The sequence below is a fragment of the Amycolatopsis thailandensis genome, assembly GCF_042723255.1.
In the GTDB taxonomy this organism is placed as follows: domain Bacteria; phylum Actinomycetota; class Actinomycetes; order Mycobacteriales; family Pseudonocardiaceae; genus Amycolatopsis; species Amycolatopsis thailandensis.
Genome location: NZ_JBHXJK010000026.1, coordinates 1 through 22,586, shown reverse-complemented (window position 1 = coordinate 22,586; position 22,586 = coordinate 1). Strand labels below are relative to the sequence as shown.

Below are 22,586 nucleotides of genomic sequence, written 5' to 3'. Positions count from 1 at the left end.
TGATGACCGACCGGCCTCAAAGGACGAACGAGTCCGACCAGGGCTGCGAAGCGCGACCGGACAAGCCGTCCAAAAGGGTCACCGCCTGTTTGTCGGTCAGTGACGCCACGAAGTCGACCACCGCCCGGCCCCGCGCCAGACCGCGCACGGCGTCGGCGCCGGTGACCGGTTCCCCGGTCGCCCCGACGAGCAGTTCCGGCGACGTCCGCGCGAGTCCGGTGAACTCCGACTGGGCCAGTTCGACCAGATCGTGCAGCCGCCGCGGGAGCCGGTAGAACTCGTCGCGGTCGAGCAGCCACGCGTCGAGCGCGTCGACCAGGGTGGTCACCAGGCTCGCCTGTCCGCGCTGGTGCAGCGCGAGTTCCGGGCGCAGCAGCACGAACCGCCGGTGCACGAACTTCAGTACCTGCACCTCGTGCCACTGCGCGGGACGCAGCGTGAGATGCCCCGTCCGGGTCGAGGGCGACGGGACCACCTGGACGCCGTCGACGAGCCGCGCGGTCCATTTCGCGGAGAAGGCGGCGGTCGCCTGCTCGGCCTCGATCGAACCGTCGAAGCCGGTGGCGAGCAGGCCGTCGACGAGTTCGGCGCGGACACGCGCGACCGCGCTGGTGAAGGCGTCGTCGTCGACGATCCATCCGTCCTTCGCGTGCATACGGCGGCGCAGGCGTTCCAGCGAACGGCCCGGGAGCCGCCGTTCGGCGGTCAAGGTCGCGTCGTCCAGACCGGCGAGTTCCACCGCGTGGTCGACCCAGCCGGAGAACTCGGCCGCGACCGGCGCGTGCTGAAGGACGCCGATCCGATGGAAGTCCTGAAGGTCGTGGATGGCGTAGGCGATGTCGTCGGCGGTGTCCATCACGGACGCTTCGACGGTCTGCTGCCAGGGTTCGATCCGGCCCGCGAACGGCGCCCGCGCCTGGGCGAAGTCGTCAAGCTCGGTGCTGTAGGCGGAGAACTTGCTCGCGCCGGTGCCGGGCGCGTCGGCCGGTTCGGCCGCGCCGCGCGGCTGGACGTCCATCGACGTCGGATGCGGATCGGGGACGTGCAGGCGCGCCCACGGGTACTTCAGCACCGCGGCGCGCACCGCCGTGGTGAGGTCGAGCCCGGACGCGGACGGCCCCCGCACGTCGGTCGTGGTGATGATCCGGAACGACTGCGCGTTGCCCTCGAATCCGTCGGCGAGGCCGAACCGGTGCCGGGCGATCCGGTCGAGCGTCTGCTCCCCCAGGTGCCCGAACGGCGGATGCCCGAGGTCGTGCGCGAGCGAGGCGGCCTCCGCGACGTCCGGGTCGCAGCCGCCCAGTTTCGCGGCGAGTTCGGCGGAGTCGCTGGTCGAGTTGATCCGCTCGGCGATGGCGCGGGCGACCTGCGCGACCTTGAGGCTGTGCGTGAGCCGGTTGTGCAACAGTCCGGAGCCGCCGGCGCTGACCACCTGGGTCACCCCGCCGAGCCGGGCGAAGAACGGCGACGCGGCGATCCGGTCCCGGTCGATGCGGAACGGGCTCGTGGCGAGGTCGGTGAACCCGGCGCTCTCGCTCTCCGGATCGCGCCTCCACGTCCTCGGATCCGTCAGTTCCATGCGTCACACCGTATCCGCCGGGACGCTTTGGGACACTGCCCAGGTGGCGGACGTGGTGATCGCGGGCGGCGGCCCGGCCGGGCGGGCACTCGCGCGTGCCTGCGCTCGGCGAGGCTTGGAGACGGTCCTGATCGACCCGGCGCCGGGCAGGCGCTGGCGGGCGACCTACGGGCTGTGGGCCGACGAACTGCCGTCGCTGCCCGAAAGCGCCGTCGCCTGCGCGCCTTCGTCGACAGTCGCGTTCGGAACCGCGCCGCACGTCCTCGATCGGCAGTACCTCGTGGTGGACAACGCCGGGCTGCGCGAGTGGCTGGAAGGCGGTTACGACGTCGTCACCGGGACGGTGTCCGGCGTGGATCACGGCGCGCGGGGCTCGTCGGTACGCCTCGAAGACGGGCGGATCCTCGCGGCGGGCCTGTACTTCGACGCCTCCGGCACCCGGCGGCGGGGAAACCGGTACGAACAGACGGCCTTCGGCGCCGTCCTCCCCGCCGAGGACGCGCTGCGCCTGGTGGACGGTCCGGACACCGCCGTGTTCATGGACTGGCGGGAGACCGAGTCCGGCTTCCTCTACGTGCTGCCCCTCGGCGACGGCACCGTCCTGGTCGAAGAAACCTCGCTGGCCCGCAAGCCCGGTCTGCCGCTGGAACTCCTGGCGGCGCGGCTGCGCGCCCGGCTGAAGGCCGCCGGGCTGACGTCACGCGGGCGCGAAGAGCGGGTGCGGATCGTGCTCGACGTGCCGGCCCCCCGGCGCGGCCGGACGGTGCCGTTCGGGGCCACCGGCGGCCTGGTGCATCCAGCGACCGGATACAGCGTCGCGACCTCGGTGCGGCTCGCGGAGCCCGTCGCCGACGCCGTCGTCCGGGCCTGGGACCGGGGACCGGCCGCGGCCGCGTCGGCCGCTCACGGCGCGTTGTGGCCGTCCTCGGCCCGGACCGTGCACGGGTTGCGGCGGCACGGCCTGCGGGCGTTGTGCGGAATGCCGCCCGAACTGGTCCCGGTGTTCTTCGACCTTTTCTTCACGCTGCCGACCCCTCTTCAGCGAGCCTTCACCACCGGCCGTGAGGATCTTTCGGGGACCATCGAAGCCATGTCGGCACTTTTCCGATTAGCACCGTGGAAAGTGAGAAAACACCTGATCGGGTGGCGTGCGTTACGCCGTTCTAGGTAACCCAGGTGCCTTGCCGATGAACATCAGTCGACACGTGTTTCGTTTCGCACCGCCACCGACGACCATGCGGTTGTGACGTTGCAGATCGCGGTCCGCTTCGCTTACCAACCGTTGTACAGCCTTCACACGGGCGGCGTCGTCGCGTTCGAAGCCCTGGCGCGGCCAGGCCGCGGCACCGCCCACGAATTGCTGGCCGACGCCCGGCGCGGCGGCAAGCTGGCCGAGGTCGACGTCGGCCTGGCCGCCGAAGCCGTTCGGCAGCAGAGCGAGGCGCAGGCGGCGCTCCCGCTGCACCTGAACCTGTCCGCGCGGACCGTGGCGGCGCCACCGGCCCGGTTCGAGCCGCTGACCGAGGCGCTCGGCCTGTCCGGCCGCCGGACCAGGGACGTCGTACTGGAGATCGGGCCGCCGTTCACGCAGATCCCCGCCGATCTGCTGCTCACCGGCATGCGCAGGCTCACCGAACTCGGGTTCCGGCTCGCGCTCGACGGCCTCGGTCGCGGCGACCTGCCGCTCACGCTGCTCGCCTCCGCGCCGATCGACCTGGTGAAACTGGACCGCAGCGTGCTGCGCGGCCTGCCGCACGACCCGGCCGCCGTCGCGGTCGTCGAGGCGGTGCTGCACTTCGCGTCGCGCACCGACAACCGGCTGGTCGCGACGGGGCTCGAAACCACCGAACAGCTGGAGTCCGCGCGGCGGCTCGGAGTGCGGATCGCGCAGGGCAACCTGCTCGCTCCGCCGGACGGCGACCACGCGCCGCTGCCCGCGCCGGACGCGCCCGGCCCGTTCATCCCCGGCACCGCGCGGGCCCGCCGGGTCGGCGACTTCCTGCGCCCCGCGACCACTCTGCCCGAAGACGCGACCTGTGACGACGTGCGCGAGGTGCTGGCCGCCTCCGACGGGCCGAGCGGCATCGTCGGCATCGACGACCGGCACCGTCCACAGTGGTCGATCGACCGGACGCGGTTCCTGGTCGCGGTCACCGGGCTGTACGGCCACGCGTTGCACGCCAAGCGGCCCGCGTCGCGGCTCGCCGACCGGCCGCACACGATCCACACCGACGCGAGCGCGCTCGAATTCCTCGAACTGGTCACCGACGCGGACTGGAGCCGCACCGGCGACGACGTCGTGGTGGTCGACGACCGCGGCCGGTGCGTCGGCGTGGTGCTGGTGAACGAGGTCCTCCGCGGGGTCGCCGAGGCGAAGGTCGAGGAGGCCGTCTCGCTGAGCCCGCTGACCCGTCTTCCCGGCAGCGACGCCGTCGCCAGGGACGTCGACCGCCGGATCAACGCGCGGGAGCCGTTCGTCGCGGCCTGGCTGGACGTCGACTCGTTCAAGACGGTCAACGACACCGCCGGATTCGCCGCCGGCGACGACCTGATCCGCACCCTCGGCCGGACGCTCACCGATCTGGAGGCCCGGCTGCGCCGGATGCGGGTCAGCCACGTCGGCGGGGACGACTTCCTGATCGCCTGCGACGTCGACGAGATCGGCACGGTCGCCGCCGCGCTGCTGGACACGCCGTGGTCGGCCGACGGGCTGCCGGTGACGGTCTCACTGGCGACCCTGGTGTGCGGGAACGGCGCGATCCGGTCCTACAAGGACGCTTCCCGGCTCCTGGCGCCGCTGAAGAAGCGGGCCAAGGAGGTCCCCGGGTCCAGCTGGGTGCTCGGCCGTCCGGGCTCGGAGCGGGTCGAGGTGCTGCGCGGCATCACCACCCGGGGTCTGCCGTCGCAGCGCGCCGCCGTCGGCTTCTGACCTCTCGCATTTCGTCCTCTGAATGCGTTCCTTGCGGCAAGCAAGTACCGCATTCAGAGGACGAAATGCGTTTCAGAGGGAGTGGGCCGCGCGGTAGGCGGAGAAGCGTTCGTCGACCTCGCCCGCGGTGAGCCCGAAGTCGGCCAGGTCGTACCGATGCACGGGTTTCCTTTCCCCGGAACGACTTTCGGCGTGCACGGCGGTCATCGCGTCCCGTGCCTCACCGCTCAGCGACAGCCCGAAGTGCCGGTAGACCCCCTCGACGGTGGCGATCGGGTCCGCGACGAAGTCCTCGTACCGGACATCGCAGAACTGCGCCGGATCGTGCCGCTTCCTCGCCTCCAGTGACCTTTCCGCGCCCCGCGCCCACAGATCCAGCTGGCCGCGCCCGATCACGTCACCGCGAAAGACGTCGGACCAGCCCTCCGAGGCCTGTTCGTTCAGGCTGCACACCGACGCGATGATCGTGCTCGGCGCGCGGTGGGTCTGGACGATCAGCGCGTCCGGGTACACCTCCAGCAAGGCGTCGAGCGCGAAGATGTGACTCGGGTTCTTGAGTACCCAGCGGCGTTTCGCGTCGGGCAGGCCGATCAGCTGGAGATTCCGGCGGTGCCTGCGATAGGCGTCGGTCCAGCTCTGCCCGTCCAGCCAGCGCGAGTACGACGGCACGTGCGCGAGGCATTCGTAGGACACCGATTTCAGCGACTGCCGAAGGAGCTGCCAGCATTCCTCGACCTGGTCGGCGGACATGTGGTGCAGGCCCATGAACTCGGGATGCTCGACGTGGTGTTTCTCGTAGCCCGCCTGGATCCCTTGGAAGACCGGGTTTTCCGCCCAGGTCTCACGCGGCGGCCTCGGCTGCGGCACCTCGGTCAGCCATACCTGGAGCCCCTGGTGCGCCGGATCCTCGGTGAGCAGCCGGTGCAGCGCCGTGGTCCCGGTGCGCGGCAGACCGGTGACGAAGATGGGCCGCTCGATCGGCACCTCGGCGTACCGCGGGTTCTGCTTCCAGGACGCCTCGCTCAACGACCTCGCCACGAGGGCACCGCGTAGGAAGGCTCGATGGATCTTGTTGCCGTACGGCGTCAAACCCGCCTCTCCGGCATAGGAGTCCAGCAGGACCCGCAGTCCTTCGAGGTGGTCGTCTCCACCGAAGTCGTCCAGCCCGGTGAGTTTCGCCGCCGACGCGTGCAGATCCTCGACGGTGCCGACGTTTTCCCGCCCTGGCAGCATGTTCTCCCCTTCAGTGGTGGTATTCGCCGGCGTTGACGTCGAGGCACTGACCAGTGACGCACCGGGCGAGCGACGAGGTCAGGAACACGACGGCATCGGCGATCTCGTCCGGTTCGGGCAGGCGGCGCAGGTCGATCGTCTCCGCCGTCTCGGCGTACACCTGCTCCGGCGGCACACCGCGTTCCTTGGCCAGGTAAGCGAAATACCACTTCAGCGAGTCCGCCCAGATGTAGCCGGGCGCCACGGAGTTGACCCGGATCCCGCGCGGCCCGAGTTCCGACGCCAGGCTCTGGGCGAGCGCCAGCAGGCTCGCCTTCGCCATCTTGTACGCGCCGAACGTCCGCCGCGAATGCCGGAGCACCGCCGAATTGATCATCACCACCGAGCCGCCGCTCTCTTCGAGCGAAGGCGTGAACAGCCGCGTGAGCCGGAGCGCCGCGAGCACGTTGGTCTCGAAGCCCGCCCGCACGTCGGCGAGGTCGACGTCGGCGAGATCCATGATCGGCGGGATCGCGAAAGCGTTGTTCACCAAGGCATCCACCCGGCCGAACGCCTTCAGCGCGGCTTCGGCGAGGTTCGCGGCCGAAGTGTCGTCGGTGATGTCGGTGGGCACGGTGACCGCGCGGCGGCCGAGCGCGTCGACCTCCTTGGCGACCTCGGCGAGCCGCGATTCGGTGCGGGCGGCGAGGACGACGTCCGCACCGGCCGCGGCACTGCGCACGGCGATGGACCGGCCGAGTCCCGGTCCGACTCCGGAGACGACGACCACTTTGTCCCGCAAGAGATCCGTCATCCCAGCATCCTCCCCGCGACAGCCTCTTGGCGGGCCGCGATCCGGGCCGCCCACTCCTCCGGGGTCACCCGGGCCTCGTCGTGGAACGGCAGCCTGTCGGCGAGTTCGCCGAACTTCACCACCTCGACCTCGGGGCCGTCGGCCACGTCGAGCGCGCGGGACAGCCGCTGCCAGCGGATCTGGACGTAGCCCCGATCGTGCCCGGTGCGTTCGAGCCAGTTGGCCAGGCCGGGATCGCGTTCGCTGATCACGAACCGGATCTTGCCGTCCGGGTCGACCCGCGCCTGGTCGGCGGTGAGGCTCGTCTGGTGGTTGATGTAGTCGAGCGAGAGGTACCAGACGCTGCCGAGCTGGATGCCCTGATACGGCGCGTCCGAGCGCGGAACCGTGACGATCATGACCTCCTCGTCGCCGAGTTCGTAGTGTCCGGCCGAGGAATACTGCGTCGTCAAGCCGCCCGGGGTCGGACGCGGTTCGGTCATCGTGTTCACCGGCAGGTTCAGGTAGAACCACTTCGGGAAGGCGAGGAAGGTGCGCAGCCTGCTCAGCAGGATCTTGCCGGAGACGCCGTAGCGCTTGGCCAGCCCGTCGCGGGTGAGCGGCGCGGGCGAACCGCCCGCGGTGTCGGCGCACTGGATCTGGATCGTGCCGCGGCGTTCGGTGGCCCAGTCGCTGTAGACCTCGCGCACCACGAGCATCGACGAGCCGGGGCCGAGGATGAAGTAGTTGGGGCCGGGGTCGGGTTTCGCCGGTCCGAAGCGGAGTTCGAACGTGCCGTCCTCGGCGATCTCGATCTCACGGTCGTCGAAGGCGGCGAGGCTGTCCGGTACCTCGACGGGTGAGTAGTCGCCGTTGAGCACTTGAAAACTGACGTCGGCCGTGCTTCCCCGCGTCCCGGTGACGACGTACTCGCGGTCCTCGCGGATGTTCGCGTTGAAGTACAGCGTGTCCGGGTTGTCCAGGCCCATCTTCGTGTACGGCCCGGTGGACTGGGTGAAGAACGGATAGTCCCGTTCGTAGGCCCACGCCATCTGCAGGGACGCGCGGATGCTGCCGGCGAGATAATCGTAGCCCTCGACCAGGTCCTGTTCGGTCCGGATGTGCGGCGCCTCCGCGATGACCTTCTCGGCTTCGACGATCGCGTCCGCGAACGGTTGAGTGAGCACCGGCGACTCCTCATGCTGGTACAAATACGTACCGACTTGGTACGTTCTTCGCTGCGTAAGACTAGAACGCGTTCTAAGGATGGGTCAATGATTCGACGCTCACCGCCCACCGAGCGAGTCGTGCGGCTGCTCGATTTCTTCGCCGCGCACCCGGGCCGCCGATTCGGCCTGTCGGAACTCGCGCGCGAACTGGACCTGGCGAAGCCGACCTGTCTCGGCATCGTGACCGAACTGGCCGCGGGCGGCTACCTGGTCCGGGACCCGGGTCCGGTCACCTACCGGCTCGGGCCGGCGATGGTCGCCGCCGGCCGCGTCGCGAGCGAGGGTTTCGGCGCGAGCGAGGTCGCACGACGGCATCTCGAGGACCTGAGCAGGCGATACGGCGCCACGTGCACGGCGTCGGCCGTCGTCGGCGACCGGATCCTGATGCTGCAGAGCGCCGGGCCCGGCCGGGTCAAACTCGGCGAGACCTACCCGTTCGCGCCGCCGGTCGGCCTGATGTACGTGCTGTGGGATTCCGACGCGGCGTTCGACGCGTGGCTCGCCAAACCCCCGGCGGTGCCGGTGCGCCTCGACGAAGCGCACCTGCGTCACGTCGTCGCCGAATGCCGCGAGCACGGCTACCTGGTGGAAAGCCTGACCTCGGCCGGACGGCGGCTCTACGCGCTGATGGCCGGCGTCGGCGCGGAGGAACTGCCGCCGGAAGTGCGGGGCCTGGTGGGCGAACTCGTGTCGAGTCTCGGCGAACGCGTCTACCTCGGCGCCGACCTGGAGCCGCGCCGCAAACACGCCGTGAGCCTGCTCGCCGCGCCGACGTTCGACGCTTCGGGCAGGCAGGAGCTGGTGCTCACGCTGTCGGTCGGCGAGCCGATCACCGGCGCCGAGATCGCGCGACGGGGCGCGGCGCTGGTCGCCACCGCCGACGCCGTCACCGCCGAATCCGGCGGCCGCCGCCCCACGCGTTTCGTCCTCTGAATGCGGTAGTTGCACACGCAAGGACCGCATCCAGAGGACGAAACGCGGTCAGGAGGCCCAGCGGTTCGCGGTGAGTTTCAGGCTCGGCACGTCATCCATCGACATCATCGTTTCGTACAGCCGGTCGTACTGGGTCGAGGCGGTCAGCCACGCGCCGTCCACCCGCCGATAGGTGTCCTCGTAGTACGCCGCGCCTTCGATCACCACCCGGTGCTCGGGCACGATCACCTTGTCCCGCATCAGCCACGTGCCCGTCGCGGTGTCGCCGTCGACGTCGATCTCCGGCTGCCCGGCGAAGTGCACGGTGGTCACACCGGGACCGACGGCGTTCCGGAAGAACCCGATGATCGCCTCACGCCCTTCGAAGTTCAGGGGTTCGCCGTACGACGGCGTGCCGAAGCGCGCGTGCGCGTCGGTCGTCAGGGTCCCGGCCATCTCGTCCCACAGCTTGAGGTCGAGGCACCGGAGGTAGCGGGCTTTGAGGCGACGGATCTCTTCGAGCGCGACCAGGTCCATGCCGACAGCGTCCTCCTCCCCTTGACCAAGCACAAGAACTTGTTCTACTTTTCTGATCTCCAACCACGGAGGTCACGATGGTGTCGCCGACCTACGAGCTCACCCATCTCGAAGCACTCGAAGCCGAAGCCGTGCACATCTTCCGCGAGGTCGCGGCGACCTTCGAACGACCGGTCCTGCTGTTCTCCGGCGGCAAGGACTCGATGGTGATGCTCCATGTGGCGGCCAAGGCGTTCTGGCCGTCACCGCCGCCGTTCCCGGTGATGCACGTGGACACCGGGCACAACTTCGACGAGGTGATCGAGTTCCGGGACCGCACGGTCGACAGGTACGGGCTCCGGCTCGTCGTCACCAGCGTCCAGGACGACATCGACGCGGGCCGGGTCGTCGAAGACCCGAAGGCCGGCCGCAACCGCCTCCAGACCGTCGCCCTGTTGCGCGGGATCCGCGAGCATTCCTTCGACGCCGTCTTCGGCGGCGCCCGGCGCGACGAGGAGAAGGCCCGCGCCAAGGAGCGCGTGTTCAGCTTCCGCGACGAGTTCGGCCAATGGGATCCGCGCAATCAGCGGCCGGAACTCTGGGACCTCTACAACGGCAGGCATCGCAAGGGCGAGCACATCCGCGTCTTCCCGCTGTCGAACTGGACCGAACTCGACATCTGGCAGTACATCGAGGCCGAGGGCGTCAACCTGCCGTCGATCTACTACTCGCACCGGCGCCCGGTCGTCCAACGGGACGGGATGCTGCTCGCGCACACCCGCTTCCTCACCCTGGGCGAAGACGAAACCCCTTACGAGGCAACAGTCCGTTTTCGCACCGTCGGCGACGCGACCTGCACCGGCTGCGTGGAGTCGACCGCGACGTCACCGGCCGAAGTGGTCACCGAGGTGGCGGCCAGCAGGCTCACCGAACGCGGCGCCACCCGCGCCGACGACCGGATCTCCGAAGCGGGCATGGAAGACCGGAAGAAGGAAGGCTACTTCTGATGGGCGCCTCACAGCTGGTCCGGCTCGCGACAGCGGGCAGCGTGGACGACGGGAAGTCGACCCTGATCGGCCGTCTGCTGTTCGATTCGAAGGCGGTGTTCACCGATCAGCTCGAAGCCATCGAACGCACCAGCCGTGACCGCGGCGAGGCGTATCCGAACCTCGCGCTGCTGACCGACGGCCTGCGCGCCGAACGCGAGCAGGGCATCACGATCGACGTCGCCCATCGGTACTTCGCGACACCGCGGCGGAAGTTCATCATCGCCGACACCCCGGGACACGTGCAGTACACCAGGAACATGGTCACCGGGGCGTCCACGGCGGACCTCGCGCTGATCCTGATCGACGCCCGCAAAGGCGTGCTCGAACAGTCGCGACGGCACGCGTTCCTGGCGAGCCTGCTGGGAATCCCGCATCTGGTGTTATGCGTCAACAAGATGGACCTGGTCGACTGGTCGCAGGAGCGCTTCGAAGAGATCCGCGAGGACTTCCGCCGCTTCGCCATGAAACTCCAGGTGCCCGACCTGACCTTCGTACCCATGTCGGCGCTGCACGGTGACAACGTCGTGCACCGCGGCGCCAGTATGCCTTGGTACGAGGGCACTTCCCTGCTGCACCATCTCGAACAGGTGCATGTGGCCTCGGATCGCAACCTCATCGACGCGCGATTCCCGGTGCAGTACGTGATCCGGGAGCACAGCCGTGACTTCCGCGGGTACGCGGGCACCGTCGCGGGCGGGGTGTTCAAACCCGGTGACGAGGTCGCCGTGCTGCCGTCCGGCTTCACCACGACGGTCCGCGCGATCTGGGGTCCGGGTGGGTCCACGGTCACCGAAGCCTTCGCCTCTCAGGCCGTCACGATCGAACTCGACGACGACCTCGACCTCGGACGCGGCGATCTGATCTGCCGTCCCGGGAACCGTCCGCACACCAGCCGGGACGTCGACGCGATGGTCTGCTGGTTCTCCGAACACGGGGCGTTGAAAACCGGGAACAGCTACGTCGTCCGGCACACCACCCGGGAGACCAAGGCCGAGATCCGCGATCTGGACTACCGGCTCGACGTCACCACCCTGCACCGCGACGAGACCGCGAAAGCGTTGTCCCTCAACGAGATCGGCCGGATCCGGTTGCGCGCGCGGCAGCCGCTGCTGTTCGATTCCTACCGTCGCAACCGGTCCACCGGCGGTTTCCTCCTCGTCGACGAACATTCCGGGGCGACGGTCGCGGCCGGCATGATCACCGGACCGAGCGTGACGGCGTCGAACGTCGTCTGGCACACCGCCGCGGTCACCAGGGCGGAACGCCCGACCCGCGGGCTCACCGTCTGGCTCACCGGGCTTTCCGCGTCCGGGAAGTCGAGTGTGGCCGTGGAGCTGGAGCGACGGCTGGTCGCGTCCGGGCGGCCCGCGTATCTGCTGGACGGCGACAATCTCCGGCACGGACTGAACGGGAACCTCGGTTTCAGTCCCGCCGATCGCGCCGAGAACGTCCGGCGCGTCGCCGAGGTCGCGAAGCTGTTCGCCGACGCCGGTGTGGTGTCGGTGGTCTCCCTGATCAGCCCATACCGGGCCGACCGCGAACTCGCCCGCGCCGCGCACGAGGCGGCCGGGCTGCCGTTCCTCGAAATCTTCGTCGACACCCCGCTCGAGGTCTGCGAAGACCGCGACCCCAAGGGGATGTACGCGAAGGCCAGGGCGGGCGAGATCAGCGGCTTCACCGGGGTGGACGCCCCCTATGAGCGGCCGGAGAACCCGGATCTGTTGCTGCGCCCGGAAAACGGGGACCCCGCCGCGATGGCCGCGCTGATCCTCGCCGCCCTGGAGTAGCTGAAGGGCGCTTTCCCCGCATCGGATGCGGGTAAAGCGCCCTTCGCCTCGTCCTATGCGGGTAAAGCGTCCTTCAGCCGCCGTTCGAGGCCCGGTACGGCGCGGTCGCGTAGGTGCGCGCGGTGGCGGCCGTCAGCTTCTCGACCGACCGGAACATCGTCTTCCCGAGCTTCGTCCGTGCCCTCAGAGCCGGATGCGTCGCGGCGTAGTCGTCCTTGTTGACCGCCGGATCGCCCGCGAACCGACCGGACGCGAACAGCGAGTAGGTCAGGATCGGCTTGCCGTCCGCGCTGAACATCACGCCCGCTTCGTTACGGCCGTCGTTGAACCAGCCCGCCTTCGTGGCGACCCGCAGCCGCTCGGCCGAGTTCAGATCGAGGCGCACGCCGTCGGTGAACGCGCTCAGCGAACGCAGGATGTTCAGCAGGTACTCGGTGGACTTCGCCGAAAGCAGCGTCCCGCCGACCAGTTTCCGAAGCAGCGTATGCGTCTCGGCCGGGGTCGTCTTCCCGAGGAAGAAGCGGTTCGGGTTCGCCACCGGGACGACCTGGGTGTGCACGAATCCCTTGCCGCGCAGGATCTCGTTGACCTCCGCGGCGGGGACGACCAGCCCGCACAGGCGGACGGCGGTGTTGTCGGACAGCGTCAGCAGCGCGGCCATCGCGTGCCCGAGAGTGATCGAGCTCGGGTACGCGCCGTCGAGGCCGAAGATGCCGTCGGTGTCCTTGATGACGATGTCGGCCGTGACGTCGACGCGCTGGTCCAAAGTGAGCAGTCCACGGTCGATCTTGTCGAGTACCGCGGTGGCGACCGCGATCTTGTTGACGCTGTAGGCCTCGACCACCTCGTCGGCTCGCTCGGAGACGGCGGGGATCAGGTTCCCGGCGGTGTCGGCGACGCTGACGTACGACGACCAGGTGCCACCCGCCTTCGCCGTTTCCCGGGCGTACACCTGGGAAATCCGGCGCGCGGCGGCCGAGGCGTCAGCGGCGGCGGTGTCCGGATCGGACTCGGCGGCCTGGGCGATCTGCGTTGTCCCGAGTACCGCGCCCGCGGCGGCGACCGTTCCCAGCCCCAGCACGCGACGACGGTTGACGTTCGTATCCACCTCGCGGACCCTACCGCTTTCAGCCCGCCGGTGTGACGAATCCGGTGTCGTAGGCCTTGATCACCGCTTGTGTCCGGTCCCTCGCACCGAGTTTCGCGAGGATGTTCCCGACATGCGTCTTCACCGTCTGCACGCCGAGGTACAGCTCGCCCGCGATCTCCACATTGGACAGTCCGGCCGCCATCAGCCGCAGCACCTCGCGTTCGCGTTCGGTGAGCCCGGAGTCGGCGAGACCGTTCTGAGGAGCCCGGTTCGCCTGCTGCGAGGCCAGCCGCCGGATCGCGGCCGGGAACAACAGGGACTCCCCCGCCGCCACCGTCCGGATCGCCGCGACGATCTCCTCGGGCCGCGCCCGCTTCAGCAGGAAGCCGCTCGCGCCGGCGAGCAGCGCGTCATAGACGTAGTCGTCGTTTTCGAAGGTGGTCACCACGATCACCTTCGGCGGACTATCCATAGTGGACATCAGATGCGTGGTCGCGCGGATCCCGTCGACCGAGGGCATCCGGACGTCCATCAGCACGACGTCGGGCCGGAATCGCGAGACCAGGCCGGGCACCTCGGCGCCGTCGGCAGCCTCTCCCACGACCTCCAGATCGGGCTCGGAGGCGACGATCGCCCGCAGCCCCGCCCGGATGAGCTGTTCGTCGTCGACCAGCAGCACCCCGATGCTCATCGCCGCTTCCCCCATGGCACCGCCACCTCGACCTTCCAGAATCCGTCCGCGCGGCCTGCGGTGATCGTGCCCCCGAGCACTTCCACCCGTTCCGCCATTCCCGCGAGCCCCCGGCCGCCCCCGTCCCGTGACGGCGCCGCGGCGCCGAGCGGGTTGGCCACCCGCAACCGCAGCAGCTCCGCTTCGGCGTCGACGAGCACCGTCACCGGCACCTTACCGGCGTGCCGCAACGCGTTCGTCAGGCATTCCTGCAAGATCCGGTACGCCTCGCGGGAGACGACCGGCGGCACCGACGCCGGTTCGCCCCGCACCTCCGCCGCCACCTCGGCGCCGGCCAGCCGTGTGGCTTCGACCAGCGCGGAAAGCTCTGTCAGTCCCGATTGAGGCGCCCGCGACGACGCTTCCTCGCGCAGCAGCCCGAGCACGTGGTCGAGGTCGTCCAGCGCGGCCCGGGCCGACTCCTCGATCGCGGTGAGCGCCTGTTCGGTGAACTCCGGATCCGACCGCAGGGTCCGGCGCGCGGCCCCCGCCTGGATGGTCACGACGCTCAGCGCGTGGCCGACCGAATCGTGCAGTTCCCGCGCGAGCCGGTTGCGTTCGGCGAGCTGTTCGGTGCGCTTCTCCAGCTGGGCGATCCGTTCGGCGGCCGAGATCCCCAGCAGGCTCTTGGCGCAGCGGGTCAGCACCGCGCCTGCCACCCAGACGACGTACGCCAGCACGACGAGACCGAGCAGGAAGGCCGCGGGGATCCAGGCGCTCGCCCAGCCTTTCGGCACCGAGATCGGGTCCTCTGTGGACAACGCTATCCGGCCGGTGAACGGCGCCGCGACCGAGAAGCCGAAGGCGACCGGGACGAGCAGGCTCACCAGGCTGACGACACAACCGGTGGCCACGTGCAACAGGAACATCGCGCTCGACCGCAGCCGGACCGGCCAGCTCCCCGCGGGCCCGAACGTCACCCCGGGCACCGGATCGTCCAGCAGTTCCCGGACGGCCGCGCCTTCCAGCACCCGGACGGCGGGGAGGAACGACGACGCGATCACCACCAGGACGACGGTGATCATCGCGATGACGATCCCGCGCCCCATCGTCACGACAAGGGGCAGCAGCGACGGCACCACGATGGCGGCGAAGAGCAGATACGGCACGCTCAGCGCGCCGCCGAGGATGAAGTAGACCCACCGGCGGTAGGTCGCCCGGTCCACGAGCGGGCCGAAAAGTCGCATGCGCTCTTTCTAGCGTGTGCCGACTTCGCGCGGATCCCTCATCAGTATCTCCGCGATCTCCCTCGCGAGCGTGACCCGGTGCGCGTCGCCGTCGATGCCGGTGTGCGCAACAGCGCCCTCCAGCAGGAGGAAGAGCTGCTCCGCGAGCCGCTCCGGATCCGGCGCGCCCGGGGCGTCCTCGCGGAGGAGTTCCGCGAACTTCGCCCGGACGGCCTCCTTGTGCCGCCGGATCACGTCGAGCCCGGGATGCCCGGCGGGCAGCTCGGCGGCCGCGTTCAGGAAGGCGCAGCCCCTGTCGCTCCCGAGCCCGGGATGGTCGATGTAGGCGTCGAAGACCACGAGCGCCCGGGGCGGATCGGCTTCGGCCAGCCGCTCTTCGAGGTACGCCCACCAGACGTCGTGCCGCCGTCGCAGGTACTCGACGATGAGCTCCGTCTTCGAACCGAAGCACGCGTACAACGTCTTTTTCGTGACGCCCGCGGTCTCGGCCACGGCCGCGACGCCCACCGCGTTCAGGCCCTCCCGGTAGAAGAGCTCGGTCGCGGCCGCCAGGACACGCTCGCCGGCTGGAGTCAGCATGCCTCGACTATACCGATCGGTTGACCTGAGCGCGAAATGCAGGAACACTCCTCAGGTATACCGATCGGTATACACAAGGAGGCGATCCGATGGTTTCTTCCCACAAACCCGAGCTGACGCTCACCGCGGCCGGGTTGTCGCTGATCGCGGTCACTTACGGGCTGGCGAGGTACGCGTACGGGCTCTTCGCGCCGACCCTCCGGACCGAATTCGATCTCGACGGCGGCACGCTCGGCGCCGTCGCGGCGGGAAGTTACGTCGCGTACTGCCTGGCCGTCGTCGTTTCGACCGCCGTCACGGCCCGCTGGGGCGCGCGGACGGGCGCGCTCGCCGCGGGAACGGCCGCCACCGCGGGGACCTCGCTGATCGCGGCCGCGCCGAACACCGCGGTCCTCGCGCTCGGTGTCGTCCTCGCCGGCGCCAGCACGGGCCTGGCCTCCCCCTCCCTCGCGGACGCGGTCTCCCGTGTCGTCCGGGTGGCCCGCCGCGACCGCGCCCAGTCCGTGGTGAACGCCGGGACCGGGCTCGGCGTGCTGATCTCGGGTCCGGTCTCGCTGCTCGCGATCGGCGACTGGCGGCTGGCTTGGTGGGCCTTCGCCGCGACCTCGGCGCTGGTCACCCTGTGGATCGCCCGTGTCGTGCCGCCGGTCAAGGAGGATCGCCCGCGCGGGTTGCCGACGCCGCTGTTCCCGCCCGCCACCGGACGGCTGCTGCCCGCCGCCGCGACGCTCGGCCTGGCCAGTGCGGCGATCTGGACGTTCGGCCGGGACATCGCCGTGAGCGTCGGCGGGCTCGGCGAGACCGAGTCGACCGTGGTGTGGATCGTCCTCGGCGCGGTCGGGCTGGCCGGGGCTTTCACCGCCGAACTGACCTCGCGGGCGGGACTGCGCCGGGCCTGGTCGGCGGGGATGATCCTGTTCGCGCTCGCCACGGCGCTCTTCGCCCTCGCCACCCGGTCGTTCCCGGCGCTCGTCGTCGCGGCGGCGCTGTTCGGCGCCGTCTACATCGGACTGACCGGTGTGCTGATCCTCTGGGGCACCAGGGCTTATCCGACGGCGCCCGCGTTCGGTGTCGGTGTGGCCTTCCTGATGCTGGCACTCGGCCAGGCCGCCGGGGCACCGCTCATCGGCTTGCTCGGCGACCTGATCGACCTGCGTGCCGGTTTCCTCGCCGCCGCGGCGACGGCCGTTCTCGGGGTCCTGTTCGCCCCCAAGGAAGCGACCACGACGTACAACTTCGGGGTCCGTTCCCTCTCAAGGGTGAGTACCGTCCCGCCGGAGCGGGAATCCCGCGTCGGTTGCGCGTGATGTTCTCATCGGCATGAACCTGCTGCTCGGCCTGCTCACGTTGCCCGTCTACGCGCTGATGCTGTGGCCACTCGTGGTCGCCGCCCGCCGCGTGCTGGGCGTGCGGATCGGCGTGATCCGCGCGTTCTGCGCCGCCGGCTTCGGCTGGCTGGTCGCGGGCGGCATCCTCACCGCGGTCCCCCGGCTGATGTACGCGGGCGGCGCCTTCGCCGGGCTGGTCATCCCGGTGGCGGGCAGCGCGTTCCTGGCGACGCTGATCTTCCTGTTCGTCGCGGAGTTCGTCCTGCCTTCCGGTTCGGGGCTCGGGCTGATCGGCAGGATCCGGTCACTGCGCCGCCGCGCGGCCCGGACGCGGCGGTACTCGCAGATCACCCGGATCGCGATCAAGCACGGCCTCGGCCGGTACCTCACCGGCCGCCGCGAACCCGGCCTCGCCCAGGTCCGGCACGCCAAGCTGGCGCGCTCGCTGCGACGCGCGCTGGAAGAGGGCGGCGTGACGTTCGTGAAACTCGGCCAGCTGCTCTCCACTCGATCCGACCTGCTCCCGCCGGTGTTCGTCGACGAGCTGAGCAAGCTCCAGGACCAGGTCGCCTTCGCCGACGCCGACGAGGTCGCGACGGTGCTGCGCGAAGAACTGGGCGGAAATCCGGACGAGATCTTCGCCGAGTTCGATCCGGAGCCGATCGCGGCCGCGTCGATCGCGCAGGTCTACCGGGCGAAGCTGCGCGACGGGCAGGACGTCGTCGTCAAGGTCCAGCGGCCCGGCATACAGGCACTGGTCGAACGGGACCTCGACATCGTCCGCCGGGTCGCGGCCGCACTCGACCAGCGCGCGGACTGGGCCCGCTCGCTCGGCGTCGTCGACCTCGCCGAGGGATTCGCCGACGCCCTGGTCGAAGAGCTCGATTTCCGCACCGAGGCCAGGAACATCGAAGCGGTCGCCGCGGCCTACCCCGGTACCGAGATCGCGCTCCCGACCGTCCACAAAGCACTGTCCACCGAACGCGTGCTGGTGATGCGGCGCCTCGACGGCAAACCGCTCGCCGCCGCCAAGGAGCAGGTCCCGGTCGCGGAACGGGCGAACCTCGCGCGGTCGATGCTGCGCTGTGTGCTCGGCCAGGTGATGGGCAGCGGCGTCTTCCACGCCGACCCGCATCCCGGCAACGTCCTACTGCTCACCGACGGCAGGCTGGGCTTGCTCGACTTCGGCTCCGTCGGACGGCTCGACTCGGGTCTGCGCGCCGGGTTGCAGAACCTCATCCTCGCCCTCGACCGCGGCGACCCGGCCGCGTTGCGCGACGGCCTGCTGGAGATCGTCGACCGGCCGGACGAGATCGAGGAGCGGCGGCTGGAGCGGGCGCTGGGTGCCTTGGTGGCAAAGCACTTCAACCACGGGCAGGCCCCGGATCTGGACATGTTCACCGACCTGTTCCGGGTGATCGCCGACTTCCGGCTCAGCGTGCCCCCGCCGATCGCCGCGGTGTTCCGCGCCCTGGCCACTTTGGAGGGAACTCTCGCCGCGCTGGCGCCGGGGTTCAACATCGTCGTCGAATCCCGCGCCTACGCCGCCGAGCAGGTCGGCGCCGGGTTGCGGCCGGAATCGCTGCGCTCCACGGCCACCAACGAACTGATGGCGCTCCTGCCGGTGCTGCGCCGCCTGCCCCGCCGCGTCGACCGGATCGGCGACGCGCTGGAGCAGGGCAGGCTTTCGGTCAACGTCCGGCTGTTCTCCGACGAACGCGACCGTGACGTGGTCACCGGGCTGGTGCACGAGGTCCTGCTGGCGTTCGTCGGCGCGGCCACCGGGCTGATGGCCGTGCTGTTGCTGGGCAGCGCGACCGGCCCGGAGGTGCTGCCGGGGGTCACGCTGCACCAGCTGTTCGGCTACAACCTGCTGGTGGTCAGCGCGCTGGTGGGATTGCGGCTGCTCTTCGTCGTTTTCCGGCGGACCGGACAACGGTCACGATCGTCCCGATGACGCCGAGGACGACGAGCCCGGCTCCGCCGAACATCAGCAGACGCGAAGTACGGAACCCGGTGTCGGACACGGGATCTCCCGGAAGCCCGGCCTCGACGAAAGCGGTGGTCTGCGGAAAGGGCTCGGCGGAGAAAGGGCTCCCCAGTCCGACGACGATTCCGCTCAGCTTCGCCAGGGGAACGGCGCCGTTGCCGGGCTCCTCGGTGTAGATACGCGAGTCCCGGGAATTGTTCCGCAGGTCACCGGCGACGAACACCGTGCCCGGCGGCACCTGGACGCTGAACGGCCGGTATTCCTTGCGGCCGTACCCGTTGTCGTCCTCGGTGTACGGCTCCTTGACCGGCTTCCCGTTGACGGTGATCAGGTTGTCCTTCGTACAGCAGACGACCTGATCACCACCGATGCCGATCACCCGCTTGACGGCCCGGCCCTCGCCGGGACTCGCGTCCGGGAACGCCGAAAGGTCCATGAGGACGACCGCGCCGCGCGGAATCTCGGGGAGTTCCACCCAGCGATACAGCACGACCTCGCCCGGCTGGATCGTGGGCGTCATCGCTTCGCCGGGGACACTCACCATCCGATAGCCCATCAGGGTCCAGAACCCGTATCCCCCGATGCCCACGCCGACGATCGCCACGAGGATCATCACGAGCAGGAGCGGGGAGAATCTTCGCTTCGGCCCGGGTCTGTCGGCGGGCGGAGCGGGGAAGTCCGTTTCGGTCACAGCGCACGATAGCGCCGGTGACCGACAGTTTTCCGGCGAACGCTCAACCTCGGGGCGCGTACATGATGACGCCGACCCCGGCCAGGCAGATCAAAGCGCCGATCACGTCGTAGCAGTCCGGCCGGTAACCGTCGGCGACCATTCCCCAAGCCAGCGAACCCGCGACGAAGACGCCACCGTACGCGGCGAGGATGCGCCCGAAGTTCGCGTCGGGTTGCAGTGTCGCGACGAAGCCGTAGAGGCCGAGCGCGACGACGCCCGCGCCGATCCAGAGGTAGCCGCGGTGTTCCCGGACGCCCTGCCAGATCAGCCAGGCGCCGCCGATCTCCAGGAGGGCGGCGAGCGCGAAGAGCGCGATGGACCGGATCATCCGAGCAGTTCCTGAATCGCCTGGCGCGCGTCGTGCACCTGCGACTTCACCGTGCCGACCGGGGCTTCCAGCTCTTCGGCGATCTCGGCGTAGGTCAGTTGGGAGATGTCGCGCAGGATGAACGGCCGGACCACTTGCGGCTTGGCGGTTTCGAGCTTTTCGAGCGCGTCGAGCAGGTCGAGCCGCGAACCGGCGATGACGCTGGTGGTGCGCGGATCAGGTTTCAGCGCGATCAGTTCGTCACTGGAGAACTGCTTGTCGGAACGGCGTTTCAGCGAGCGGTAGGTGCTGAGCGCGCTGTTGGACACGATGGTGTGCAACCAGGTGCTGAACTTCGACCGCCATTCGAACACGGCGAGGTTGGCCGCGACCTTGAGCAAGACGTCCTGGCACGCTTCCTCGGCGTCCTGGCGGCAGGGCAGGAACCGGCCGCACCGGCGCAGCACCTCGGGTTCGATCCGGCGGAGCAGCCTGTCCATAGCCGCGGGGTCGGCCGCGGCTTCGGCGGCCAGCGTTTCGAGCTCGTCGTCCACCATCGCGCACCCCCGGACTCGGCTAGCATCTCCGCACAGATCGTAACCGGGGGTGGAGAACATCGAGGAGATCGGGCGTTATCGGGTCGAACGCTTGCTGGGCACCGGTGCGTTCGCGTCGGTGTGGCTCGCCCACGACGACGTCCTGGATTCTTCCGTGGCGGTCAAGGTTCTCGCAGACAACTGGGCGTCCAGAATGGACGTTCGCGACCGTTTCCTCACCGAGGCGAGGCTGCTGCGCCAAGCCGATTCGGACCGAGTGCTGCGCGTCCTCGACATCGGCGAACTTCCCGACGAGCGCCCGTATTTCGTCACCTCGTTCGCCGACGGCGGCAGCCTCGAAGAGCGACTCGACGGTCCGATGGCCCCCGACGAAGCCCTGCCGATCCTGCTCGAAGTGGCGGAGGCGGTCTGCGTCCTGCACGGAATGGGGGTCGTGCACCGGGATCTCAAACCGTCCAATGTGCTCTTCCAGGGCGATCGCGTGGTGCTCGCGGATCTCGGGCTGGCGAAAGCACTGGCCCAGGGCTCCGGTCTCACGCAGATGGCGGGCTCCCCCGGCTACATGGCGCCCGAACAGTCTCGACCGGCCGGGATCGTCGACGAGCGGACCGACGTCTACGGTCTCGGCGCGCTCGCGCACCGCTTGCTGACCGGCACGGTCGTGGACGATCCCTCGGCCGCTCCCCTGCCCCGTCCACTGGGCGACGTCGTGCGCAAAGCGCTTCAAACCGACCCGGCGAAACGATGGCCGACCATGCGGGCGTTCGCCGATGGCCTGCGCGGGAACGCGAAGCCATCGAAACGCCGTTGGCTGCCGTACCTCTGCGCCTTCGTGGTCGCGGCGGCCGGCGCGACATGGTGGCTGATCCCCCGCGATACTCCGACGGCCACGCCACCCGCCGCCGTGCCTCCGGCGGTGGATCCGGCCCTGTGCCGCGCCGACGAACTGCGGATCTACCACAACGACGCCGACAACGGCACCGGCAACGAGAACCGGTGGTATGCCGCGCTGCTCATCGAAGCGACGACCCGCACTTGCGACGTTTTCGGTTACCCACAGGACTTCCGGCTCGTGACCGCGACGGGACCGCTGCCCCGGAAGGTCGGCGACGGGACGGGCGAACCGAAACGCGTCACCCTCGTGCCCGGCGAGGGAATGGCGGAGGTCTCGATGAGCTGGTCGCGCGAGACCGCCGATGGCTCCGAAGCCCCGACACCGGTCCGCGCCGAGTTCACCGTGCCAGGGACGGGCACCCGCTATGCCTTGCCATGGGGTCTCGGCCCGGTCGGCGACGAAGGCCAGCTCGAAATCGGCCCGATCGGCCCGGCCGTGAACTAGATCACCCGATCGTGAGCCAACTCCGCTTCCCCGGGCGGCATCACAGCCCTTGTCCGGACCACCCGGTTTTGGAAGGGGAAAGATCATGGGGAAGACGGAGAAACTCATCGGACTGGCGCTCGCCGGGACCACGGCGGCGTCGCTGATCCTGGCGGGGACCGCTTTCGCGAGCGAACCCGCGGCGCCGTGCCGCGCCGCCGAAGTCGAACTGTTCACGAACGAGGCCGGGCAGCAGGGCCCGGTGAAGGGATCCGGGCTGTTCTTCGGCACCCTCGCCGAAGACGGCGAGTGCACGCTGACCGGCTACGTCCAGGACGTGCGCCTGCTCGACGCCGGCAAGCGGCCGATCCCGGCGGTCGCCACCCGGGACACCTCACAGCCTGTCCGCGTCGCGCAGGTCAGCCACGGTCCGGGCGCGGAAGTGGGGCTGACCTGGGCCGACGGGCCGACGGTGCCCGCGTACCTCGAGGTCCGGCTGCCTGGCGCCGACGAAACCAGCGTCGTGGACTGGAAGGGCGGCGGCATCGACCCCGCTCAGCCGCTGCTTTTCACCGCCGTCCAGCCGACGCACGCCTGACCACCGGGCCGCCGTATAGGTCGTTATACGCGCGTTTTCGCATTCAGAGGACTAAACGCGGTGGGTTCTGACTGAAAAAGTCCGTGAAGGCCTCCTTGAGGGACCCAGAGTCCCTCAAGGAGGCCTTCACGGACTTCGCAAGCGAGGAGCTGGCGTCACATTC

21 protein-coding genes are annotated in these 22,586 nt (G+C 69.6%); 9 read left to right on the top strand and 12 right to left on the bottom strand.

The window, feature by feature from the left end; all coding sequences use genetic code 11:
• Positions 1-16: 16 nt before the first annotated feature.
• Entirely contained in the window at positions 17-1,579 is a 1,563-nt protein-coding gene (locus tag ACFWMR_RS13080; protein WP_093934131.1) for a deoxyguanosinetriphosphate triphosphohydrolase family protein, read from the bottom strand.
• A gap of 43 nt (positions 1,580-1,622) precedes the next feature.
• On the opposite strand from ACFWMR_RS13080, the gene ACFWMR_RS13075 reads away from it, so the two are divergent.
• Positions 1,623-2,750, top strand: coding sequence for a lycopene cyclase family protein (locus ACFWMR_RS13075; RefSeq protein WP_378378503.1), 1,128 nt, complete (start codon positions 1,623-1,625; stop codon positions 2,748-2,750).
• 72 nt (positions 2,751-2,822) lie between these two features.
• Positions 2,823-4,508: a GGDEF domain-containing protein gene (locus ACFWMR_RS13070; protein WP_378378502.1), complete on the top strand. Its 1,686-nt coding sequence runs from the start codon at positions 2,823-2,825 to the stop codon at positions 4,506-4,508.
• 72 nt (positions 4,509-4,580) lie between these two features.
• On the opposite strand, the gene ACFWMR_RS13065 is transcribed toward ACFWMR_RS13070, so the two are convergent.
• Genes ACFWMR_RS13065 through ACFWMR_RS13055 form a run of 3 tightly spaced genes read right to left on the bottom strand, consistent with a single transcriptional unit; the run spans position 4,581 to position 7,700 of the window.
• Positions 4,581-5,741, bottom strand: coding sequence for a sulfotransferase family protein (locus tag ACFWMR_RS13065; protein ID WP_378378501.1), 1,161 nt, complete (start codon positions 5,739-5,741; stop codon positions 4,581-4,583).
• A 10-nt stretch (positions 5,742-5,751) separates the two neighbouring features.
• Positions 5,752-6,534, bottom strand: coding sequence for an SDR family oxidoreductase (locus ACFWMR_RS13060; RefSeq protein WP_378378500.1), 783 nt, complete (start codon positions 6,532-6,534; stop codon positions 5,752-5,754).
• Entirely contained in the window at positions 6,531-7,700 is a 1,170-nt protein-coding gene (locus ACFWMR_RS13055) for a DUF1214 domain-containing protein (protein WP_167406118.1), read from the bottom strand. The genes ACFWMR_RS13060 and ACFWMR_RS13055 overlap by 4 nt, the downstream gene beginning before the upstream one ends.
• 87 nt (positions 7,701-7,787) lie before the next feature.
• On the opposite strand from ACFWMR_RS13055, the gene ACFWMR_RS13050 reads away from it, so the two are divergent.
• A complete protein-coding gene (locus ACFWMR_RS13050; RefSeq protein ID WP_378378499.1) occupies positions 7,788-8,675 on the top strand; it encodes a helix-turn-helix domain-containing protein in 888 nt (295 codons plus the stop codon).
• A gap of 48 nt (positions 8,676-8,723) precedes the next feature.
• Here ACFWMR_RS13050 and ACFWMR_RS13045 read toward each other — a convergent pair whose 3' ends face one another.
• Complete coding sequence (locus ACFWMR_RS13045; protein WP_378378498.1) at positions 8,724-9,191, bottom strand: nuclear transport factor 2 family protein; 468 nt, start codon at positions 9,189-9,191, stop codon at positions 8,724-8,726.
• A gap of 77 nt (positions 9,192-9,268) precedes the next feature.
• Here ACFWMR_RS13045 and cysD point away from each other — a divergent pair, with 77 nt between their 5' ends.
• Together cysD and cysC are read left to right on the top strand one after the other, a co-directional pair.
• Positions 9,269-10,177 (top strand): sulfate adenylyltransferase subunit CysD, encoded by a 909-nt coding sequence (cysD, locus tag ACFWMR_RS13040; protein WP_378378497.1) that lies wholly within the window; start codon positions 9,269-9,271, stop codon positions 10,175-10,177.
• Complete coding sequence (gene cysC / locus ACFWMR_RS13035; RefSeq protein ID WP_378378496.1) at positions 10,177-12,006, top strand: adenylyl-sulfate kinase; 1,830 nt, start codon at positions 10,177-10,179, stop codon at positions 12,004-12,006. The genes cysD and cysC overlap by 1 nt, the downstream gene beginning before the upstream one ends.
• Positions 12,007-12,079: 73 nt before the next feature.
• Here cysC and ACFWMR_RS13030 read toward each other — a convergent pair whose 3' ends face one another.
• From ACFWMR_RS13030 to ACFWMR_RS13015, 4 genes are read right to left on the bottom strand one after another with little or no spacing between them, the layout of a single operon-like run.
• Complete coding sequence (locus ACFWMR_RS13030; protein WP_378378495.1) at positions 12,080-13,114, bottom strand: serine hydrolase; 1,035 nt, start codon at positions 13,112-13,114, stop codon at positions 12,080-12,082.
• A 19-nt stretch (positions 13,115-13,133) separates the two neighbouring features.
• Entirely contained in the window at positions 13,134-13,787 is a 654-nt protein-coding gene (locus ACFWMR_RS13025) for a response regulator (RefSeq protein WP_093934298.1), read from the bottom strand.
• Positions 13,784-15,013, bottom strand: coding sequence for a sensor histidine kinase (locus ACFWMR_RS13020; RefSeq protein WP_378378494.1), 1,230 nt, complete (start codon positions 15,011-15,013; stop codon positions 13,784-13,786). Before ACFWMR_RS13020 ends, ACFWMR_RS13025 begins: the two co-directional genes overlap by 4 nt.
• Positions 15,014-15,022: 9 nt before the next feature.
• On the bottom strand, positions 15,023-15,592 hold the full coding sequence (locus ACFWMR_RS13015; RefSeq protein ID WP_378378493.1) for a TetR/AcrR family transcriptional regulator: 570 nt from the start codon (positions 15,590-15,592) through the stop codon (positions 15,023-15,025).
• 89 nt (positions 15,593-15,681) lie between these two features.
• Between ACFWMR_RS13015 and ACFWMR_RS13010 the strand changes: the two genes are divergently transcribed.
• Both ACFWMR_RS13010 and ACFWMR_RS13005 read left to right on the top strand, forming a co-directional pair.
• Positions 15,682-16,899 carry an MFS transporter gene (locus ACFWMR_RS13010; RefSeq protein ID WP_378378492.1) on the top strand — a complete coding sequence of 406 codons (1,218 nt, stop codon included), beginning with the start codon at positions 15,682-15,684 and terminating at the stop codon, positions 16,897-16,899.
• Positions 16,900-16,912: 13 nt separating this feature from the next.
• Positions 16,913-18,877 (top strand): ABC1 kinase family protein, encoded by a 1,965-nt coding sequence (locus tag ACFWMR_RS13005; protein WP_093934282.1) that lies wholly within the window; start codon positions 16,913-16,915, stop codon positions 18,875-18,877.
• Here ACFWMR_RS13005 and lepB read toward each other — a convergent pair.
• The 3 genes from lepB to ACFWMR_RS12990 are packed head-to-tail and all read right to left on the bottom strand — an operon-like array spanning position 18,801 to position 20,507.
• Positions 18,801-19,601: a signal peptidase I gene (gene lepB / locus ACFWMR_RS13000; RefSeq protein ID WP_378378491.1), complete on the bottom strand. Its 801-nt coding sequence runs from the start codon at positions 19,599-19,601 to the stop codon at positions 18,801-18,803. The genes ACFWMR_RS13005 and lepB overlap by 77 nt on opposite strands.
• A gap of 43 nt (positions 19,602-19,644) precedes the next feature.
• Positions 19,645-19,971 carry a YnfA family protein gene (locus ACFWMR_RS12995; RefSeq protein ID WP_378378490.1) on the bottom strand — a complete coding sequence of 109 codons (327 nt, stop codon included), beginning with the start codon at positions 19,969-19,971 and terminating at the stop codon, positions 19,645-19,647.
• On the bottom strand, positions 19,968-20,507 hold the full coding sequence (locus ACFWMR_RS12990) for an RNA polymerase sigma factor (RefSeq protein WP_378378489.1): 540 nt from the start codon (positions 20,505-20,507) through the stop codon (positions 19,968-19,970). Before ACFWMR_RS12990 ends, ACFWMR_RS12995 begins: the two co-directional genes overlap by 4 nt.
• Before the next feature lie 49 nt (positions 20,508-20,556).
• Here ACFWMR_RS12990 and ACFWMR_RS12985 point away from each other — a divergent pair, with 49 nt between their 5' ends.
• Together ACFWMR_RS12985 and ACFWMR_RS12980 are read left to right on the top strand one after the other, a co-directional pair.
• On the top strand, positions 20,557-21,846 hold the full coding sequence (locus ACFWMR_RS12985; protein WP_378378488.1) for a protein kinase domain-containing protein: 1,290 nt from the start codon (positions 20,557-20,559) through the stop codon (positions 21,844-21,846).
• Between the two features lie 85 nt (positions 21,847-21,931).
• The gene (locus ACFWMR_RS12980; RefSeq protein WP_378378487.1) at positions 21,932-22,423 is read left to right on the top strand and encodes a DUF4232 domain-containing protein; all 492 of its coding nucleotides are present in this window, start codon (positions 21,932-21,934) and stop codon (positions 22,421-22,423) included.
• Positions 22,424-22,586 lie beyond the last annotated feature (163 nt).

What these genes read in the sequence shown, in the direction of transcription:
- ACFWMR_RS13050 (WP_378378499.1), top strand. Translation starts at nt 7,788, where the DNA reads ATGATTCGACGCTCACCGCCCACCGAGCGAGTCGTGCGGCTGCTCGAT.
- ACFWMR_RS13020 (WP_378378494.1), bottom strand. Translation starts at nt 15,013, where the DNA reads ATGCGACTTTTCGGCCCGCTCGTGGACCGGGCGACCTACCGCCGGTGG.
- ACFWMR_RS12980 (WP_378378487.1), top strand. Translation starts at nt 21,932, where the DNA reads ATGGGGAAGACGGAGAAACTCATCGGACTGGCGCTCGCCGGGACCACG.
- ACFWMR_RS13025 (WP_093934298.1), bottom strand. Translation starts at nt 13,787, where the DNA reads ATGAGCATCGGGGTGCTGCTGGTCGACGACGAACAGCTCATCCGGGCG.
- ACFWMR_RS13015 (WP_378378493.1), bottom strand. Translation starts at nt 15,592, where the DNA reads ATGCTGACTCCAGCCGGCGAGCGTGTCCTGGCGGCCGCGACCGAGCTC.
- cysC (WP_378378496.1), top strand. Translation starts at nt 10,177, where the DNA reads ATGGGCGCCTCACAGCTGGTCCGGCTCGCGACAGCGGGCAGCGTGGAC.
- cysD (WP_378378497.1), top strand. Translation starts at nt 9,269, where the DNA reads ATGGTGTCGCCGACCTACGAGCTCACCCATCTCGAAGCACTCGAAGCC.
- ACFWMR_RS12990 (WP_378378489.1), bottom strand. Translation starts at nt 20,507, where the DNA reads ATGGTGGACGACGAGCTCGAAACGCTGGCCGCCGAAGCCGCGGCCGAC.
- ACFWMR_RS13065 (WP_378378501.1), bottom strand. Translation starts at nt 5,741, where the DNA reads ATGCTGCCAGGGCGGGAAAACGTCGGCACCGTCGAGGATCTGCACGCG.
- ACFWMR_RS13080 (WP_093934131.1), bottom strand. Translation starts at nt 1,579, where the DNA reads ATGGAACTGACGGATCCGAGGACGTGGAGGCGCGATCCGGAGAGCGAG.
- ACFWMR_RS13005 (WP_093934282.1), top strand. Translation starts at nt 16,913, where the DNA reads ATGAACCTGCTGCTCGGCCTGCTCACGTTGCCCGTCTACGCGCTGATG.
- ACFWMR_RS13060 (WP_378378500.1), bottom strand. Translation starts at nt 6,534, where the DNA reads ATGACGGATCTCTTGCGGGACAAAGTGGTCGTCGTCTCCGGAGTCGGA.
- ACFWMR_RS13045 (WP_378378498.1), bottom strand. Translation starts at nt 9,191, where the DNA reads ATGGACCTGGTCGCGCTCGAAGAGATCCGTCGCCTCAAAGCCCGCTAC.
- ACFWMR_RS12995 (WP_378378490.1), bottom strand. Translation starts at nt 19,971, where the DNA reads ATGATCCGGTCCATCGCGCTCTTCGCGCTCGCCGCCCTCCTGGAGATC.
- ACFWMR_RS13010 (WP_378378492.1), top strand. Translation starts at nt 15,682, where the DNA reads ATGGTTTCTTCCCACAAACCCGAGCTGACGCTCACCGCGGCCGGGTTG.